Raw genomic sequence first — 16,843 nt, 5'->3', positions numbered from 1 at the left:
ATATAAAAGAGTTGTCACTATTTCTCGGTAAGTCGATATATTTAAAGAATCGCAAATATAAGTTTCCTATACGAATGACTACACCTTAATGAAACGCGTATTATTGCGCTTGAACAGAAACAATCTCCTCTTGTTCTTCAGGTTTAACAAGTGCATAACGCTCCCACGCTCTACTTTTCCAGCGGAAGAACATAATAATGGCGCGCGTCCATTCATCAATAGCAATTGCTAGCCAAATACCAACGAGTCCCATATCTAAATGGAAGGCGAAAAAATAACCGAGTGGTAAACTCATTAACACCATAGAGAATGCGCCGATTAAAACTGGGTACTTTGCATCACCAGCTGCGCGAAGTGAATTGATGATGACGATGTTCATCGTACGCCCTGTTTCAAGTAGTACACTTAGTAAAAGGACGCTTGCACCTAACGCAATAATGTGCGGATTATCTGTAAATAGTCCCATTAATTGTGTGCGGAATGTAATAACGAGAGCAACCATACATAAAGTGACACCAATCGCCCACTTTACACTTTTCCATACGCGTTCATACGCTTCATCTTTTTCACCACCGCCAACGAGGCGTCCGATAATAATTGCAGTTCCCATACCGATTGCAATAGCGAATAAATAAGTGAACATAGAAATGTTCGTAGCGTATTGTCTAGCCGCTAACGATTCCGTTCCTAAATATGTTGCATAGTATAAGAAGACAATTTGGCAAGCTTGATACATAACCTGCTCAAATGCAGATGGAATTCCGATTTTTAAAATTTTCCCGATATATTCTTTTGATAAGGTGAAATAATATTGTAATTTTACACGGTACTCCATAACGCGGTACAGTAACAAGAAGAAAACGATAAGCGCGATTAGCCTGCTGACAGCAGAAGAAATGGCAGCCCCTTGTACACCTAGCTCTGGGAAACCAAATTTTCCGAAAATGAGTACGTAGTTTCCGGCGATATGAATAATATTCATTCCAAGAGAAATAAACATCGCTTGCTTTGTGAAGCCATGTACGCGGATAATTGCGGCTAATGAATTAATAATAGCTTGAAGGAAAATAGCTCCTCCGACGATGGATAAATAGCTTTGTGCATACATAAGTACATCGCCTTGTAAGTTCATTGCCATCATCATATGTTTTGAGAATAAAAGAAAACCAGCGCTTATAACGAGTCCGACCACTAAATTTAATGTGACGGCTAAAGCTGATATTTTTGATGCTTCCATAAAACGTTTGGAACCGAGGTATTGAGATACGACGATGGCTGCGCCGTTCCCGATGACTTCTAGTACCAAAATAGCGATATGGAGATATTGATTCGCTGCACCAACCCCAGATACAGCATCGTCTGATAATGCACTTAACATGAAAGTATCAGCGATCCCCATTAACATAAATAGAAAAACTTCTAGAAAAATAGGCCATGTTAATAAGAATAAACTTAATTTCTCTGTAGGCCCGTTTTTTGCCTGAATTGCTGTCATGTCCGTCCCCTCTTTACCGATATCTATTTTTAGCAAAGTGTATCGTAACATACTTTCTTATCCTTTGCACTCATTTTAACCTACATATTTTTATTATGAAGAGAGTGCTATTTTATGATAAAAACAGAAGGATAATTATGCGTAAAGTATTATAAAATATAAAATTCGTTTTTCTCTGATAATTTAGAAAAATATAAAAATGACTATTTTCAACACTTTAGTAAGGATAATCAGCAATATGAAACGTTTACAAAGGTTTGATTTTTAACAGAAAATTTTAATAAAATAGAAATATAAATATACAAAAAATATATTTGTGTGTATAATATGAATTATTAGAACATATATATATTTCTTTTTGTTTGAAAATGAAAGGGCTAACATTTTTGTGGAGGGTGGAAGTATGAAAAAAAAGATGCCAGTTTTTGTAGTATCAACAGTAGCAATGAGCATGATGTTAGGGGCATGTAGCTACCAAAAAGATGAACCGCAAGCGAACGCAAAAGGGGATAGCGGGAAAAGCGGTGCGAAGCAAGTTATTAATTTAATTGAAACGCAAGAAATTCCAACGATGGATCCAGCGTTATCAGCTGATGCAGTTTCTTCAAGAGTAATGACTAATACGATGGAAGGCTTATACAGTTTAGGAAAAGATGATAAGCTAATTCCTGGTGTAGCGAAGGAATTTAAAAAGTCAGAAGACGGTAAAAAATATACATTTACATTACGTGAAGACGCAAAATGGTCAAATGGTGAGCCTGTGACGGCGAAAGATTTCGTATATGCATGGCAAAGAGCAATTAACCCAGATACAGCTGCGAAATCAGCGTACATTATGTATGATATAAAAAATGCAGAGAAAATTAATAAAAAAGAGATGAGTCCGGATCAATTAGGTGTAAAAGCGATTGATGATCATACATTAGAAGTGGAATTAGACAATTCAATTCCATACCTTGTAGATTTAATGGTATATCCAATCTTCTATCCTGTGAATGAAAAGTTTGTAAAAGAACAAGGTACGAAGTTTGGTTTGGAAGCGAATACAACACTTTATAACGGACCATTTACATTAAGTGATTGGCAACATGAACGTAGCTTTAAAATGACAAAGAGCCCGTCATATTGGGACAATAAAGAAGTGAAGATTGAGGAAGTAAACTTTAATATTGTTAAAGATACGTCTACACCAATTAATTTGTATGAAACAAACGCAGTCGATCGAGCGACGTTATTAGCGGAGTTCATCGATAAATATAAAGGAAAACCAGATTTCCAAACAGTAGAAGATACATCTGTATTCTTCCTTCGTTTAAATCAAAAAGATCCAGCGTTAGCAAATAAAAATATTCGTAAAGCAATTTCACTTGCTTTTGAACGTAAACCGTTCGTTGATACATTATTAAATAACGGTTCTAAGCCAGCAACAGGATTAATTCCTGATAACTTCATTAAAGGACCGGATAAAAAGGACTTCCGTGCTGTAAATGGAGATATTGTAAAACCAAACGTGAAAGAAGCGAAGAAATATTGGGAAACTGGTAAAAAAGAGCTTGGTAAAAATGAAATCGAATTAGAGTTATTAAATGAAGATGTTGAATTATCGAAGAAAACAGGGGAATATTTAAAAGGTGAGTTAGAAAAGAATTTACCAGGTTTAACAGTGAAAATTAAACAACAACCATTCGCACAAAAACTAAAATTAGAAGATGCGGGCGATTTTGTCATGTCATTCTCTGGATGGAGTGCGGACTTCCCAGATCCAATTACATATCTTGATATGTTTGTAACTGACGGATCACAAAATAAAATGAAATATTCTAATCCGAAATATGATGAGATCATCATGAAAGCGAAAAAAGATGGAAGCGATGTAAATGCTCGCTGGAAAAGCTTACTAGAAGCAGAGAAAATGTTACTTGATGACGCTGCGATTGTTCCAGTATATCAACGTGGTAGAGCATACTTGCAAAGAGATTCAATTAAAAATATGTACAACCATAAATATGGCGGCGATTTAAGCTTTAAATGGGCGTCAGTAGAGAAATAAAAAAAGCAGGTGATTGCCTGCTTTTTTTAATACGTACGTTTCTTATAAATACCTTTCCCACCGACCTCGTTCCAGCCGGATTGCACATCCAAACTTTTATTAACAAACTTCATCTTTTCTTTTCCGCCAAAGAGTTTTTCACCAATGCTATTTGTAATGACACCAATCAATGCTGTTATTCCGATGATGAGGGTAGCAACAGTGACAAAATCAATAAAAAAAGCAATCATTTGCAAATTCCCCCTTTGCCTGTCTGTATTTTTATTGTATGAGATAAAAGATAAAAAAGAAAGAAATGTCAGAAAAATAATGGGTTTATTTTAGAAATCGTATAGACATGAATGAGAATGTTTGTTAAAATAAGAACAAATGTTCTTTAAGATTCTCACTTATATAGTCTTACATTTCTTAATTGATTTATCAAAAAAAGGTAAGAAAACGTTCTCGTTTTCATAGAAAAGATTATGAGGAAATAACTATAAATCATATGAAAAATCTATGAAAAGCAAGCGTTAAGAGGGTTGAAGATTATTGTTAAAGAACAGCTGAAGTAAGTGTGATTATGTTACATAGCAGTGAAATGCACGGAAGAGTTTTCTCAATTAGAAGGAAATTTACTGTATATTTCTTGCAAAATCTATTGTATAATGATTATAGAAGTTACTTATTAAAAGTAATTGTTGTTTACTAAAAGTTGTTGCTTACATGAAATGCAATTTTTTTACTTTGTTTTAAGACAAGGTATCGCGCAAAATTGCTGAATTTAGAAATTTAAACTGTAATTAGTACAGAATTTGTACTCTTTAAGGAGAGTGAGCTTTGTATGGTAACATTATATAGTTCTCCAAGCTGTACGTCTTGTAGAAAGGCGAAATTATGGCTAGAGGAAAATCATATTCCTTATACAGAACGTAATATTTTCTCAGATCCATTAACGATTGAGGAAATTAAAGAGATTTTACGTATGACAGAAAGCGGAACGGATGAGATTATTTCTACTCGTTCAAAAGTTTTCCAAGAATTAAATGTAAACTTAGAGTCTTTACCACTTCAAGATTTATATAAGATGATTCGTGACTATCCAGGGATTTTACGTCGTCCAATTATGATTGACGAGAAACGCCTTCAAGTAGGTTACAATGAAGACGAAATCCGCCGTTTCTTACCACGTACAGTAAGAACGTTCCAATTGCGTGAAGCACAGCGTCTTGTAAATTAATTATAATAATTTGAAAACCTTCTACCTATTATATAGTAGAAGGTTTTTTTTAATGTTTCACATTGCGTAATCGAACTTGTTGTACGATAAAGCCGATGCATAAAATAGTGAAAATGAACAAATAGGGAATGCCTGCAGTGAAACTTGGATTGTTATGAAAAAAGGATGCAAGTCTGTCTTCATGTGTGACCATTTTGCCTGCTGTATAAGCGAGAATTGCTGCCCCGCAATAAATGAGGAATGGAAAGCGTTCCATAAGCATTAAAATGAGTTTGCTGCCCCAAATAATAATCGGGATAGAAATGAGCAAGCCGATTATTACGAGTGAAAATCTTCCGTGAGCTGCCCCTGCAATGGCAATAACGTTGTCAAATCCCATAACAAGGTCCGCGAATACAATTGTACGCACAGCTTGAAATAAAGTTGTTTTTCCTTGAATAGAAGAAAGATCGTTGCTATTATCAGTTAGTAAATTTACTGCAATGAATGTAAGTAAAATGCCCCCGATAAGCTGCAGAAATGGAATGTCGAGCAAATAGACAGCTAGTATAGTAAGGATAATTCTTAGTACGATTGCTAAAAGAGTACCGATCAAAATAGCTTTATTTCGTTTCGATTCAGGTAAATTTCGGCTAGCTAGTGCGATAACAATTGCGTTGTCACCACCTAATACAACATCGATACCGACAATCATTAGTACAGATGTTAAAAACTCTAAGTCCATTCGTCTGCCTCCATTTATGATGTTTTAATAAGCGAACTATATGTATGTGGTGAATCTTCTCTAATAAAAGTTTCACTTTATTACAGTGTACGGGGGAAGGTGGAAATGTATGTCCAAATTTTTTAGGAGTGAGAAATCGCTATAATGATATATTTGTGTAGATGGTCGATTAAAGATAGGCATATAACTATTTTTGTAAAATAAATCGATTTTATTTCCATTCTGGAGAATCTTATCATAAAATGAGAGTACAAGAATCTATTGATTTGTCATATGAGTGGGGAATCCCTTCATAACAATTCTAAGCAGGAAGGGAGAGTTGTATTTTGGATATTGAAAGAATTAATGATCATACGATGAAATTTTTTATTACGTACATTGATATAGAGGACAGAGGCTTTAATCGTGAGGAAATTTGGTATGACCGCGAAAGAAGCGAAGAGCTCTTTTGGGAAATGATGGACGAAGCTCGTGATCATGACGATTTCTTTATTGATGGGCCGTTATGGATTCAAGTGCAAGCAGTCGATAAAGGGATTGAAGTACTTGTAACGAAAGCAGAACTTTCAAAGGATGGACAAAAGCTAGAACTACCAATAGGTGTAGATAAAATTATAGACATTCCTCTAGATGAAGGCATTGAATCATTATTCCAGCAAGAATTAGTGGAAGAGGTAGAAGAACAAGTAGGAACAAACTTTAACGAAGATGGTACGTTTGGCTTTTTAATTAAGTTTAATGATTTTGAAGATGTCATTTCATTAAGTCATCGTCTTATCTTTGAAGATATAAAAGATGAGCTGTATTCATTTGAGGACCGCTATTATGTATATGTGGAATTCGATGAAGTGCTACATGATGAGGAAGAAATTGATCGCATTTTAAGTATTGTTTTAGAATACGGAGAAGAATCAACTTTAACAATTCATCGTGTAAGTGAGTATGGGAAACAAATTGTGAAAGAGCATGCGCTTGAAACAATTCGCAATAATTTTCCTGCTAAAACGTAGGCCGATTTCTGTAGTATGAAATCGGCTTTTTATATGAAGAATAGGAAAGCTTTCTTAGTAAGGAGGTAAGAGATGAAAAATACGTTAAAGTTGATTTTCTTTGTTTTACTATTGTTCGCATTATTTGTTTCATTACGTATGTTTATTGATGTGGCATTTTATTCGGATGTAATTGGGATAAAAGATGTTTCGATTTTAGGTATTATTAGTATTTTATTTACGGTATCTGCATTTTTAATTGGCTGCGTTATTTTCTTAGAGAACCGTCATCCGTCAAAAACACTTACATGGCTCATTGTTTTAGGTATTTTTCCCGTATTTGGATTCTTCGCTTATTTATTATTCGGACAGAACTTTCGAAGGAAGAGAATGTTCCAAAAGAAGGCGTTGCTCGATGAACAAGCGTTTTTACAATATAAGGGACATGAAGATTACGAAGAACGGATTTTGCGCAATCATAAGCATCAAGAGCTGTTATTTCGTTTAGCGGATCGCTTAGGCGCTTTAAATATTTCATTTCAAACTGAAACGAGAACATTAACAAATGGAGATGAAACGTTTCAGGCTATTTTAGATGGATTAAAACGAGCGAAACATCACATTCATATGGAATATTACATTGTGCGTGATGATAAACTTGGAACAGAAATTAAAGATATTTTAATACAAAAATCAAAAGAAGGCGTAGTCGTTCGTTTTTTATATGATGCGGTTGGAAGTTTTAAATTATCAAAATCATATATTGAAGAATTAAACGGTGCAGGTGTCGAAATGATTCCGTTCTTCCCTGTGCGCTTTCCGATTTTAAACGATAAGATTAATTATCGAAATCACCGAAAAATCGTTATTATTGATGGAAATGAAGGATTTGTAGGTGGATTAAATATTGGTGATGAATATTTAGGAAAGGATAAGTACTTCGGCTTTTGGCGAGACACGCATTTATATTTGCGTGGTGAAGCTGTGCAAAGTTTGCAGCTTATTTTCCTTCAAGATTGGTTTTATATGACTGGTGAGGCTGTGCTAGCCCCTGAATATTTACAAGCGAAAGCAGTTGAGGGGGAGCATTGGGGAGGCGTGCAGCTCGTTGCAGGTGGGCCGGATAATAAATGGGAAACAATTAAACATTTATATTTTGCTATGATTGCTTCTGCGCGGAAATCCATTTGGATTGCAACGCCGTATTTCATTCCGGATGATGATATTTTATCCGCATTAAAGGTAGCTGCGCTTGCTGGTATCGATGTTCGTTTGTTAATGCCGAGTAAGCCTGATAAGCGCACTGTCTTTTACGCATCGAGATCGTATTTCCCAGAGCTTTTAGATGCAGGGGTAAAGATATATGAATACGAGAAAGGTTTTCTCCATAGTAAAGTTGTCATTGTCGATTCTGATTTAGCTTCAATTGGGACAGCGAATATGGATATGAGAAGTTTTCATTTGAACTTTGAAGTAAATGCCTTTTTATATGATACAGATAGCATTCGAAAACTTGTTCAAGATTTTAAAGACGATTTAGAAGAATCAAGTGAAATTCACGTCGATCGTTTTCATAAAAGGCGTCTTCATAGACGAATTGTTGAATCAACGTACCGGTTATTATCGCCTTTATTATAAAAAGAGATGTCCAAAATTGGGACATCTCTTTTTTAAAAGGAATTTGTAATAAATTGTAGAATATAAGGAGCTGAAAGGGTGTGATTCCGATATTTATCGCAAAAAGAGAAAACGGAGAAAAAATTCATCTACTCGATCATCATGATGAAGAGCTTTTAAACCATATGCGCAAAAGGGAAAGTTTCTTTTGCATAGCTTGCGGGAAGCAAGTACTAATGAGATTAGGAAAACAAAAAAGGTGGCATTTTGCTCATAAGAAAGTAGATTCATGTTTAGCCTTTTATGAAGCAGAATCTATATATCATATGTACGGTAAAGAATTGTTATATCGGTGGTTCAAACGTCAAAATGTTCATGTAGAGATAGAGCATTATCTACCAGAGATTCAGCAACGACCGGATATTTTTATAGAGAGAGCAGGGAGAAAAATTGCGATTGAATACCAGTGCGCGAATCTTTCTATAGAACAGCTCTGCAAACGAACCTATTCGTATTGGCGAGCTGGTATACGGGTCATTTGGATTATTGGTGGAAATCAATTGAAGAAGCAATCAGCATATTGGATGAAATTCTCCTCACTTATGGCTTTCTCCTTACAATCTTATCCTCAGCCACTTCTTATTTTCTTCTGTTCGAAACAAAAATCATTTATGAAATGCACGTTTATTACATCATTTTCTACAAGCGTTGCTTTTTCACATATTATATATTTACCAATTGAAACGACTACTTTTGAAATGCTCTTTTCTCCTGTTCCTTTCCAAAGGGAAGTATTAAACCGAGAATGGAAGAGGCGAAAGGACTATTTTCGTCAAAACGCTTTGCCCATCTTGAATTATAATGATAAGTCACTATTGCGCCTCTTATACCAATGTAAATGTAACCCAGCAAATTTCCCTTCTGAAATTGGTGTGCCACTCCCGTCCACATTTGCTTTTCGAACAAATCCATTTATATGGCAAGCTTTTATATACATGAAGTGTATAGGTGAGCTTGCGGTAGGGGATTGTATTTCCCTCAAGTATGTGTGTAGTTATATAAAAAAGTATACGAAAAGGCGTATGCTCCCGTACTTTTCACAGCATATATGGAAAGTGGCAGTTACTGAATATATGACATTTTTATGTTATGCAGGTGTCTTGCAGAGAGTAGGGACTTATAAGTACCGGAAAATACGGGGGATATCCATGTTAAAAACAGAGGAGGAAGTTATGAAATATGATGAAAGGAGTTTAGCGTATGCCTTATCTTTATTTGAGGCAAAGTACAACATGAGAGAAGGAAAAGCGGATATAATAAAGACTGATCGTGAAGGAATTACATAAGAAAAATCGAATTGTATGTAAGTAGAGATATTTAAAGGAGGGCTTAAAGCATGTCTGAACAAAACACAGCAAAAACATTACCGGATCGTAACGAAATTGAAGAATCAAATACGTGGCGATTAGAAGATATTTTCCAAACAGATGCAGAATGGGAACAAGAATTCCAAGCTATTAAAGAGCTATTACCGAAGTTAACTGAATTTAAAGGGAAACTTGGTGACTCTGCGAACAATTTACTTGAAGCATTGCAATATGAAGATGAAATTTCAATGCGATTAGGTAAGTTATATACATATGCACATATGCGTTACGATCAAGATACAACAAACTCTGTGTATCAAGCGTTAAATGACCGCGCGACAAATTTATATTCACAAGTATCTAGTAGCACAGCATATATTGTGCCTGAAATTTTATCGATTTCAGAAGATACATTGCAAACATTCTTGAAAGAAAATAGAGACTTAAGTGTATATGAACATGCGTTAGAAGAAATTACGCGTCAACGCCCTCACGTATTATCTGAAGCGGAAGAGGCTTTATTAGCAGAAGCATCTGAAGTAATGAGTGCGTCAAGTAATACATTTGGTATGTTGAATAATGCGGATTTGAAATTCCCATCTATTAAAGGTGAGGATGGAGAAGAAGTAGAGATTACACATGGTCGTTACATTCAGTTTTTAGAAAGTGATAATCGTCGTGTGCGTGAAGATGCATTTAAAGCTGTATATGAAACGTACGGAAAATATAAGAATACATTTGCAAGTACGTTAAGCGGAGCTGTGAAACGTAATAATTTTAATGCGCGCGTTCGTAAATACGACTCTGCACGTCAAGCGGCATTAAGTAATAATAATATTCCTGAAGCAGTGTATGATCAACTTGTTGAATCTGTAAATGATAATTTACACTTGTTACATCGTTACATTGATATTCGTAAGCGTGCATTAGGGCTTGATGAGCTTCATATGTATGATTTATATACACCACTTGTACCAGAAGTGAAAATGAACGTGAAGTATGAAGAAGCGCAAGACATGTTATTAAAGTCTTTACATGTACTTGGTGATGAGTATGTTGATATTTTAAAAGAAGCATATGAAAATCGTTGGGTAGATGTGTATGAGAATAAAGGAAAACGAAGCGGAGCATATTCATCTGGTGCGTATGGAACAAATCCTTATATTTTAATGAACTGGCATGATAATGTAAATAATTTATTTACACTTGCTCATGAATTTGGTCATTCTGTGCATAGTTACTACACAAGAAAAACGCAGCCGCACGTATACGGTGACTATTCAATCTTTGTTGCGGAAGTAGCATCAACTTGTAATGAAGCGTTGCTAAACGATTATTTATTAAAAACGACAGAAGATAAGAAAGAGCGTCTATACTTATTAAATCATTATTTAGAAGGATTCCGTGGTACTGTATTCCGTCAAACGATGTTCGCAGAGTTTGAGCATATTATTCATAAGAAAGTACAAGAGGGACATGCGGTTACGCCAGACATGTTAACGGAGATCTACTATGATTTAAATAAGAAATATTTCGGTGATGCTTTAGTAATTGATGAAGAAATTGGTTTAGAGTGGTCACGTATTCCGCACTTCTACTACAACTATTACGTATACCAATACGCAACAGGATTTAGTGCAGCAACTGCTCTATCTAAACAAATTTTAGAAGAAGGGCAACCAGCAGTAGAACGCTATATTAATGAGTTCTTAAAAGCAGGAAGTTCGGATTATCCAATTGAAGTGCTGAAAAAAGCTGGAGTAGATATGGCATCTCCAGAACCGGTAAAAGAAGCATTGCAAGTATTTGAAGAGAAATTAAATGAATTAGAAGCATTATTATTTGAAGAGAAGTAATAGAAAAGACGAGGGATTTCTCCTCGTCTTTTTGTTTACATGTTATTTTGTCGATATTTGTCGAAAAAATAAGACAGATTTTCTTTCTTGTTTCTAAATTAGAAGGTAGTTTTACAGTTTATTAAAACCCTTTAAATCGTTTTTTATGGTTGAAATACGAGAGGCCGATGACAATGACTCCGAATAAAAGAGGAAAGGCAATCATTTTAGGAAAAGCTTGTAGTAGAGAGAGGATGTACAAGAAAAAAGAAACGATGACAGCTAGAAGGATAAGTAAAATATATGTTTTTTTCATACAGAACACCTCCAAAATAGCTTTTTTATAGCTTATTCAAAAATGAAAACGTTTAGAATGTGACAAAAGTGTGAAATTCGACAAAAGGGGTTGTCATCTGACGTCGAATCTTGTAATATAATAAGCGTGAACGAATTCACATACAAACATATACCCCTTTGTTTGAACGTGAAAATTTCTCCCATCCCCTTTAATATTTTTATAAGCCGTAAAGAAGAAGACCTGGTGTTTACACCAGGTCTTTTTCTTTTGCTATCCATTTCCAATAACGCTCACATTTTACGTCAATCATTTGTACTTTTCGTTTCAGTTGTAATTTTTTTAGTTCACGCTCAATTTCTTGCTTCGAGCAGTCATATATAAATGCTACTTCTTTTGAAGAGATAAATTGTGTCGCTTCCAGGAATACTTCTAAAGGTGGTAATGGCTCTGGCTCGATTTCACATTTTACAAGTTCTTTCAATAATTGTACGTAGACGTCGTAGGAATACGTTCCAGCGATTTTAATACCTTCTTCATCTGAATTTGCATGAAAGAATACGAGAGAAGGTATTTCTGTAATATGCATCTCATTTGTGAATTTTAAGTCACATTGGAAAGCCTTTTTTGCACTAGCGGAATATAGGTCTTTTTTAAATTCTTCTACATCAATATTGCTATCTTTTGCGCATGCAAGTAATAATTCGCAGTCAGGATTTGATACATTTTCAAGGAAAATGTATTCTTGGAGTTTTCGCAAAAACTTCGAACCTGCTTTTCGGCCCTGCAACTCCGCTGCTTTAATTGCCATCGAAACTAAATATGGTGTTGACGATGCTTCTTGCATATGTACCTTTCCATCACATGAAAAACCTTGTAAACTTGTTGTCTTTTCCCACACAAATCGAATATTAGCAGGTTTATTCCATTTGTGTGAGGAAGCGTTCGTTCCGTCCACTTTTCCTGTTACGATATGACGAATAGAGAAGTATTTCCCGTATTCAAGCCATAGTTTAATAATAAAGGGTTCAATTTCCCAGCAATCTTTACAAAGTGGATCAATAAATAAATATGCTTCTACAGACTTATGCTCACATGCGGAAGGAGATGGCATATTGATATGCTTTGCTTCCTGTTTATCCATTATATTTCACCTGTTTCATTTGGAGTATTAACCATATGCTGAGCAGTTAATGCTAAACGTTCAAAAACGAACTCTCTTATATGACCGTGCACTCCTGTGTCATCCATTGCTTGCTCCATGCATGATAGCCAAGCCTCTGCTCGTTTTGGAGTAATCTCAAACGGGAGATGGCGTGCTCTCAACATAGGATGACCGTGTTCTTCCGTGTACAAATTAGGACCGCCTAAATATTGTGTTAAAAATTGTTTCTGCTTCCTAGCTGTTTCTGTTAAATCATCCGGGAAGATGGGAGATAGGTCAGGGTGCTTACTGACATAGGAATAAAATGTGTCTACTAATATTGCAATGCATTGTTCACCGCCAATTGCTTCAAATGGTGTCATCGGTTGCTTGCTCATCCTTTTAAACTCCTTTTTCCATGAAATGTATATCTATTGTAGCAATGGAATGTTAGGGAGGGCAAATAAACAGCCTTCATAACGTTCTTTGCTTATTTTACAGTTGTAAAAGAATCTTTTCCTTTTCAAAAAGTGAGATGTATCCACTAGTAGAACGTATTCACTAGTGGAATTTTCACTTTAGCGTGCTTTGTTTTGTTTGGCAAGGAAAAAGCGTTTTACTTTATTATTTGTATGACGGATAGGTATGTTATGCTGCTTTAATAAATGAATAAAGGCAGCTTTTCCTGTTTCTTCATCTTGTACTTCAAATTCAATTTCATAATCATCGTGATTGTAATAGAAACTATGATCAAAGACAAGCGTTCCGCCTTCAAATAGTGTTTCGGCTCTTTCAGTTGTTAAACTACCCATATAAGTTAAAGTAGAAACAGGAATTTGTAATGTGTGTAGTTGATCTACTACAGCGCCTTGAATAATTGTATTTGTTTCCATCATCAATCTTGCTTCATCTGCTGTTATAACTTGATGCGTTTCTAACAAGCCGACTTCTGCAGGTTGTTTCAATGTTAATGTATAAGTTTCTCCTTTATGACGAATACGAAGTGCAGAGCCAGCTTCCTTTAATGAGAAGTTCGGTGTTTCAAAATAGTGATTCACTTGTTTCGTAAATACCTCAATAGAAAATGATTTACATAATGCATGGAATTCTTCTTCTGTAACAATATTTTTAAATTCAATTTCAATTTCTTGTGTCATTGTATGCGCGCTCCTTTTGAAAAATAATTCTTTACACATTATCGCTTTTTCACAAATTTGGTTCAATGTTTTATTTGTTTGCGTCCATGTTATGATACAATAATACTGTTAAGTAAGACAGGAAGTTGAGATGGAGGAGTTAGAGCATGCAAAATAAAATCCAAGTTAAGAGCGTAGAAAAGAGAGAGAATGCTCTTATTTTTTGTGCGGAAAATAGTGAAATAGAGGTAAAGGGGTTAAGTGCGCGTAATCACGTACTTGTAGACTCAGACAATTTATCATTTTTATATATCTTAGAAAACGAATCATCTTTCATTTATGTAAGTATTCCGCACACATGCTGGGAAGCAATGCATGAAGCGATGAATAACGATGTGGTTATGTTTGTTCGCGTGAATGACATTGAAATGGAATTAGAAGGATTAAAAGAAGAAGTAGAATATTTAGTTGAAAATATTGAAGGTAATGCAAATTACGGAGAAGAACTAGTAACTGCTGTAGAAAAAGTATTTCTATAAGCAAATGGATTGATTTTGGTGGTGGTTGAAATGAATCGAAATTGGGAAGAATTTTTAGCACCTTACCATCAAGCGGTGGCAGAGCTGAAAGTGAAACTAAAAGGAATGCGTACTCAATTTGCAATGTTAACAGAGCATTCTCCAATTGAGTTTGTAACAGGAAGGGTAAAGTCGGTTGCAAGCATTATTGATAAAGCGGAGAAGAGAAATGTACCGTTAGACAGGCTAAGAGAAGATATGCAAGACATCGCAGGCCTTCGAATGATGTGTCAATTTGTTGATGAGATTAAGCCTGTTGTAGAATATCTTAGAAAACGAAATGACTTTGAAATCGTGGAAGAGCGTGATTATGTCACGCAAAAGAAAGATAGTGGTTATCGTTCTTATCACGTTGTTATTAGTTATCCTGTTCAAACAATTCAAGGAGAACAAAAAGTGTTGGTAGAAATCCAAATACGTACGTTAGCAATGAACTTTTGGGCAACAATTGAGCATTCTTTAAATTATAAATATAGTGGACGTTTTCCTGAAGATATTAAAATACGCTTGCAACGTGCAGCGGAAGCAGCATTTTTATTAGATGAAGAAATGTCTTCTATCCGTCTTGAAATTCAAGAAGCGCAGAAAGCTTTTTCAAGAAAGCAAGAAACGAAAGATTCCGAATCATAAACTAAAGGGTGTTGGGCGATGAAATTTACAATTATGTCAAAGGGAGATCAATCATCAGATGCACTAGCAAGCACGATGAAAGAATACTTGCTAGATTTTGGATTTATAATGGATGAAAAGGAACCCGATATTGTAATTTCTGTTGGGGGAGATGGAACGCTTTTATATGCGTTTCATCGTTATTATAATCGATTGGATGAAACAGCATTTGTTGGTGTACATACAGGGCATTTAGGTTTCTATGCAGATTGGTTACCGACAGAAGTAGAGAAATTAGTAATTGCAATTGCTAAAACACCATTCCAAGTGGTGGAATATCCGCTTTTAGAAGTGATTATTCGCTATGTGAATGGGAGTAAAGAGTCGCAGTATTTAGCGATGAATGAAGCGACTGTAAAAAGTGCAGAAGGTACATTAGTAACAGAAGTGGAAATACGCGGAGAGTACTTTGAAACGTTCCGCGGGGATGGCCTTTGTATTTCTACTCCTTCGGGAAGTACTGCGTATAATAAGGCGCTTGGCGGAGCAATTATTCACCCTTCTATTGAAGCGATTCAAATTGCAGAAATGGCATCGATTAATAACCGTGTGTTTCGTACGGTAGGTTCGCCGCTCGTATTGCCGAAACATCATACATGCGTGCTGAAGCCGACTGCAGGAATGAACTTACAAATTACGGTGGACCATTTAACGATGGTTCATCAAGATGTGAAATCAATTCAGTATCGCGTGGCAAATGAGAAAGTACGATTCGTTCGTTTCCGTCCATTTCCGTTCTGGAAACGAGTTCGTGACTCGTTTGTTGCAGATAAATAGAAAGGGTTTATATATTTGAACAGATTTACATTGAAATGGGATATAGACTCGGCTGAGGAAGGAACTTTGGTTAGAGAATTTTTAAAAACAAAAGGGATCTCCAAAGCCGCATTAACGGATATAAAGTTTCATGGCGGATCTATAGAAGTAAATGGTCAACATGCGAGCGTTCGTCATCAGTTGCAAGCTGGTGAAGAATTACGTGTCTTTTTTCCAGTAGAGGAAAGAAGTGAAGGGATGATTGCTGAAGATATTCCTTTATGTATCGTATATGAAGATGATGCAGTTCTTGTCATAAACAAAGAGGCAAACATGTCAACGATCCCGTCTAGAGAACATCCGGCAGGAAGTGTTGCGAATGCGCTCTTATCTCATTATGATAAGCGACATCTTGCAAGTACGGTGCACATCGTAACGAGGTTAGATCGTGATACTTCAGGGCTTATGCTTATTGCAAAAAATCGTTTCGTACATCATCTTTTATCGAAACAGCATCAACAAAAAGCTGTGAAAAGAACGTATGAAGCGATTGTTCACGGTGAGATGGTAGAAAGAGAAGGAACGATTGACGCACCGATTGGACGAAAATCGGATAGCATTATTGAGCGAACCGTTTGTGAGGAGGGGCAAAGAGCCGTTACTCATTTTAGAGTGATCGATAGCGTCAATCATAAGACGCACGTATCACTTGAGCTCGATACAGGGAGAACGCATCAAATTCGTGTGCATATGGCGTACATAGGACATCCGCTACTTGGCGATAATTTATATGGTGGAAAAAGAGATGAAATGAAACGACAAGCGCTTCACAGTACATCCTTGACGTTTTATCATCCTATTTTAGAGAAAGAAATGTCTTTCACTACACCGATTCCAAGCGATATGCAAGCGGTATTAAGACATACTTAAAAAGGGAACAAAATTCTTATGTAACGAAGAATTTTGTTC

At 35.7% G+C, this 16,843-nt stretch carries 17 protein-coding genes; 10 read left to right on the top strand and 7 right to left on the bottom strand.

Features of this window, described 5'->3' with window-relative positions; translation table 11 throughout:
• Window positions 1-100: 100 nt before the first annotated feature.
• Window positions 101-1,546, bottom strand: coding sequence for an MATE family efflux transporter (locus MR147_RS08675; RefSeq protein ID WP_074609862.1), 1,446 nt, complete (start codon window positions 1,544-1,546; stop codon window positions 101-103).
• A 352-nt stretch (window positions 1,547-1,898) separates the two neighbouring features.
• Here MR147_RS08675 and MR147_RS08670 point away from each other — a divergent pair, with 352 nt between their 5' ends.
• Window positions 1,899-3,545: a peptide ABC transporter substrate-binding protein gene (locus MR147_RS08670; protein ID WP_074609860.1), complete on the top strand. Its 1,647-nt coding sequence runs from the start codon at window positions 1,899-1,901 to the stop codon at window positions 3,543-3,545.
• 26 nt (window positions 3,546-3,571) lie between these two features.
• Here the strand turns inward: MR147_RS08670 and MR147_RS08665 are convergent, their stop codons facing one another.
• On the bottom strand, window positions 3,572-3,775 hold the full coding sequence (locus MR147_RS08665; RefSeq protein ID WP_000559980.1) for a hypothetical protein: 204 nt from the start codon (window positions 3,773-3,775) through the stop codon (window positions 3,572-3,574).
• 593 nt (window positions 3,776-4,368) lie between these two features.
• Here MR147_RS08665 and spx point away from each other — a divergent pair.
• Window positions 4,369-4,764, top strand: a complete 396-nt coding sequence (gene spx / locus MR147_RS08660) for a transcriptional regulator Spx (protein ID WP_000258267.1) — start codon at window positions 4,369-4,371, stop codon at window positions 4,762-4,764.
• Between the two features lie 49 nt (window positions 4,765-4,813).
• On the opposite strand, the gene MR147_RS08655 is transcribed toward spx, so the two are convergent.
• Complete coding sequence (locus tag MR147_RS08655; protein ID WP_074609858.1) at window positions 4,814-5,488, bottom strand: TerC family protein; 675 nt, start codon at window positions 5,486-5,488, stop codon at window positions 4,814-4,816.
• 326 nt (window positions 5,489-5,814) lie between these two features.
• Between MR147_RS08655 and mecA the strand changes: the two genes are divergently transcribed.
• From mecA to pepF, 4 genes are all read left to right on the top strand, one after another.
• Window positions 5,815-6,498, top strand: coding sequence for an adaptor protein MecA (mecA, locus tag MR147_RS08650; RefSeq protein WP_000350720.1), 684 nt, complete (start codon window positions 5,815-5,817; stop codon window positions 6,496-6,498).
• Between the two features lie 72 nt (window positions 6,499-6,570).
• A complete protein-coding gene (locus tag MR147_RS08645; protein ID WP_074609857.1) occupies window positions 6,571-8,115 on the top strand; it encodes a cardiolipin synthase in 1,545 nt (514 codons plus the stop codon).
• Window positions 8,116-8,195: 80 nt separating this feature from the next.
• On the top strand, window positions 8,196-9,440 hold the full coding sequence (locus MR147_RS08640; RefSeq protein WP_074609855.1) for a competence protein CoiA: 1,245 nt from the start codon (window positions 8,196-8,198) through the stop codon (window positions 9,438-9,440).
• Between the two features lie 50 nt (window positions 9,441-9,490).
• Window positions 9,491-11,317 carry an oligoendopeptidase F gene (gene pepF, locus MR147_RS08635; protein ID WP_074609854.1) on the top strand — a complete coding sequence of 609 codons (1,827 nt, stop codon included), beginning with the start codon at window positions 9,491-9,493 and terminating at the stop codon, window positions 11,315-11,317.
• A gap of 121 nt (window positions 11,318-11,438) precedes the next feature.
• On the opposite strand, the gene MR147_RS08630 is transcribed toward pepF, so the two are convergent.
• From MR147_RS08630 to MR147_RS08615, 4 genes are all read right to left on the bottom strand, one after another.
• Window positions 11,439-11,612, bottom strand: a complete 174-nt coding sequence (locus MR147_RS08630; protein WP_047956365.1) for a hypothetical protein — start codon at window positions 11,610-11,612, stop codon at window positions 11,439-11,441.
• 229 nt (window positions 11,613-11,841) lie between these two features.
• Window positions 11,842-12,735: a ClpXP adapter SpxH family protein gene (locus MR147_RS08625; protein WP_242303921.1), complete on the bottom strand. Its 894-nt coding sequence runs from the start codon at window positions 12,733-12,735 to the stop codon at window positions 11,842-11,844.
• Window positions 12,735-13,133, bottom strand: a complete 399-nt coding sequence (locus tag MR147_RS08620) for a globin domain-containing protein (RefSeq protein WP_000043381.1) — start codon at window positions 13,131-13,133, stop codon at window positions 12,735-12,737. Before MR147_RS08620 ends, MR147_RS08625 begins: the two co-directional genes overlap by 1 nt.
• A 180-nt stretch (window positions 13,134-13,313) precedes the next feature.
• Window positions 13,314-13,892: a CYTH domain-containing protein gene (locus MR147_RS08615; protein ID WP_242303920.1), complete on the bottom strand. Its 579-nt coding sequence runs from the start codon at window positions 13,890-13,892 to the stop codon at window positions 13,314-13,316.
• A 146-nt stretch (window positions 13,893-14,038) separates the two neighbouring features.
• Between MR147_RS08615 and MR147_RS08610 the strand changes: the two genes are divergently transcribed.
• From MR147_RS08610 to MR147_RS08595, 4 genes are read left to right on the top strand one after another with little or no spacing between them, the layout of a single operon-like run.
• Window positions 14,039-14,410, top strand: coding sequence for a UPF0738 family protein (locus tag MR147_RS08610; protein WP_001180009.1), 372 nt, complete (start codon window positions 14,039-14,041; stop codon window positions 14,408-14,410).
• Window positions 14,411-14,440: 30 nt separating this feature from the next.
• Complete coding sequence (yjbM, locus tag MR147_RS08605; RefSeq protein ID WP_001081482.1) at window positions 14,441-15,079, top strand: GTP diphosphokinase; 639 nt, start codon at window positions 14,441-14,443, stop codon at window positions 15,077-15,079.
• Window positions 15,080-15,097: 18 nt separating this feature from the next.
• Window positions 15,098-15,895: an NAD kinase gene (locus MR147_RS08600; protein ID WP_000673184.1), complete on the top strand. Its 798-nt coding sequence runs from the start codon at window positions 15,098-15,100 to the stop codon at window positions 15,893-15,895.
• A 15-nt stretch (window positions 15,896-15,910) separates the two neighbouring features.
• Entirely contained in the window at window positions 15,911-16,804 is an 894-nt protein-coding gene (locus tag MR147_RS08595; RefSeq protein WP_074609845.1) for an RluA family pseudouridine synthase, read from the top strand.
• Window positions 16,805-16,843: the final 39 nt, after the last annotated feature.

The sequence above is a fragment of the Bacillus cereus group sp. BfR-BA-01350 genome, from assembly GCF_022663775.1.
GTDB classification, from domain to species: domain Bacteria; phylum Bacillota; class Bacilli; order Bacillales; family Bacillaceae_G; genus Bacillus_A; species Bacillus_A paranthracis.
Note: the sequence above shows the minus strand (reverse complement) of the source record. Positions and strands in the feature narration are given on the sequence as shown.

Excerpts from the sequence above, each read along its gene's own strand:
- MR147_RS08675 (WP_074609862.1), bottom strand. The coding sequence starts at position 1,546 with ATGTTACGATACACTTTGCTAAAAATAGATATCGGTAAAGAGGGGACG.
- MR147_RS08670 (WP_074609860.1), top strand. The coding sequence starts at position 1,899 with ATGAAAAAAAAGATGCCAGTTTTTGTAGTATCAACAGTAGCAATGAGC.
- MR147_RS08665 (WP_000559980.1), bottom strand. The coding sequence starts at position 3,775 with ATGATTGCTTTTTTTATTGATTTTGTCACTGTTGCTACCCTCATCATC.
- spx (WP_000258267.1), top strand. The coding sequence starts at position 4,369 with ATGGTAACATTATATAGTTCTCCAAGCTGTACGTCTTGTAGAAAGGCG.
- MR147_RS08655 (WP_074609858.1), bottom strand. The coding sequence starts at position 5,488 with ATGGACTTAGAGTTTTTAACATCTGTACTAATGATTGTCGGTATCGAT.
- MR147_RS08645 (WP_074609857.1), top strand. The coding sequence starts at position 6,571 with ATGAAAAATACGTTAAAGTTGATTTTCTTTGTTTTACTATTGTTCGCA.
- pepF (WP_074609854.1), top strand. The coding sequence starts at position 9,491 with ATGTCTGAACAAAACACAGCAAAAACATTACCGGATCGTAACGAAATT.
- MR147_RS08630 (WP_047956365.1), bottom strand. The coding sequence starts at position 11,612 with ATGAAAAAAACATATATTTTACTTATCCTTCTAGCTGTCATCGTTTCT.
- MR147_RS08625 (WP_242303921.1), bottom strand. The coding sequence starts at position 12,735 with ATGGATAAACAGGAAGCAAAGCATATCAATATGCCATCTCCTTCCGCA.
- MR147_RS08620 (WP_000043381.1), bottom strand. The coding sequence starts at position 13,133 with ATGAGCAAGCAACCGATGACACCATTTGAAGCAATTGGCGGTGAACAA.
- MR147_RS08615 (WP_242303920.1), bottom strand. The coding sequence starts at position 13,892 with ATGACACAAGAAATTGAAATTGAATTTAAAAATATTGTTACAGAAGAA.
- MR147_RS08610 (WP_001180009.1), top strand. The coding sequence starts at position 14,039 with ATGCAAAATAAAATCCAAGTTAAGAGCGTAGAAAAGAGAGAGAATGCT.
- yjbM (WP_001081482.1), top strand. The coding sequence starts at position 14,441 with ATGAATCGAAATTGGGAAGAATTTTTAGCACCTTACCATCAAGCGGTG.
- MR147_RS08600 (WP_000673184.1), top strand. The coding sequence starts at position 15,098 with ATGAAATTTACAATTATGTCAAAGGGAGATCAATCATCAGATGCACTA.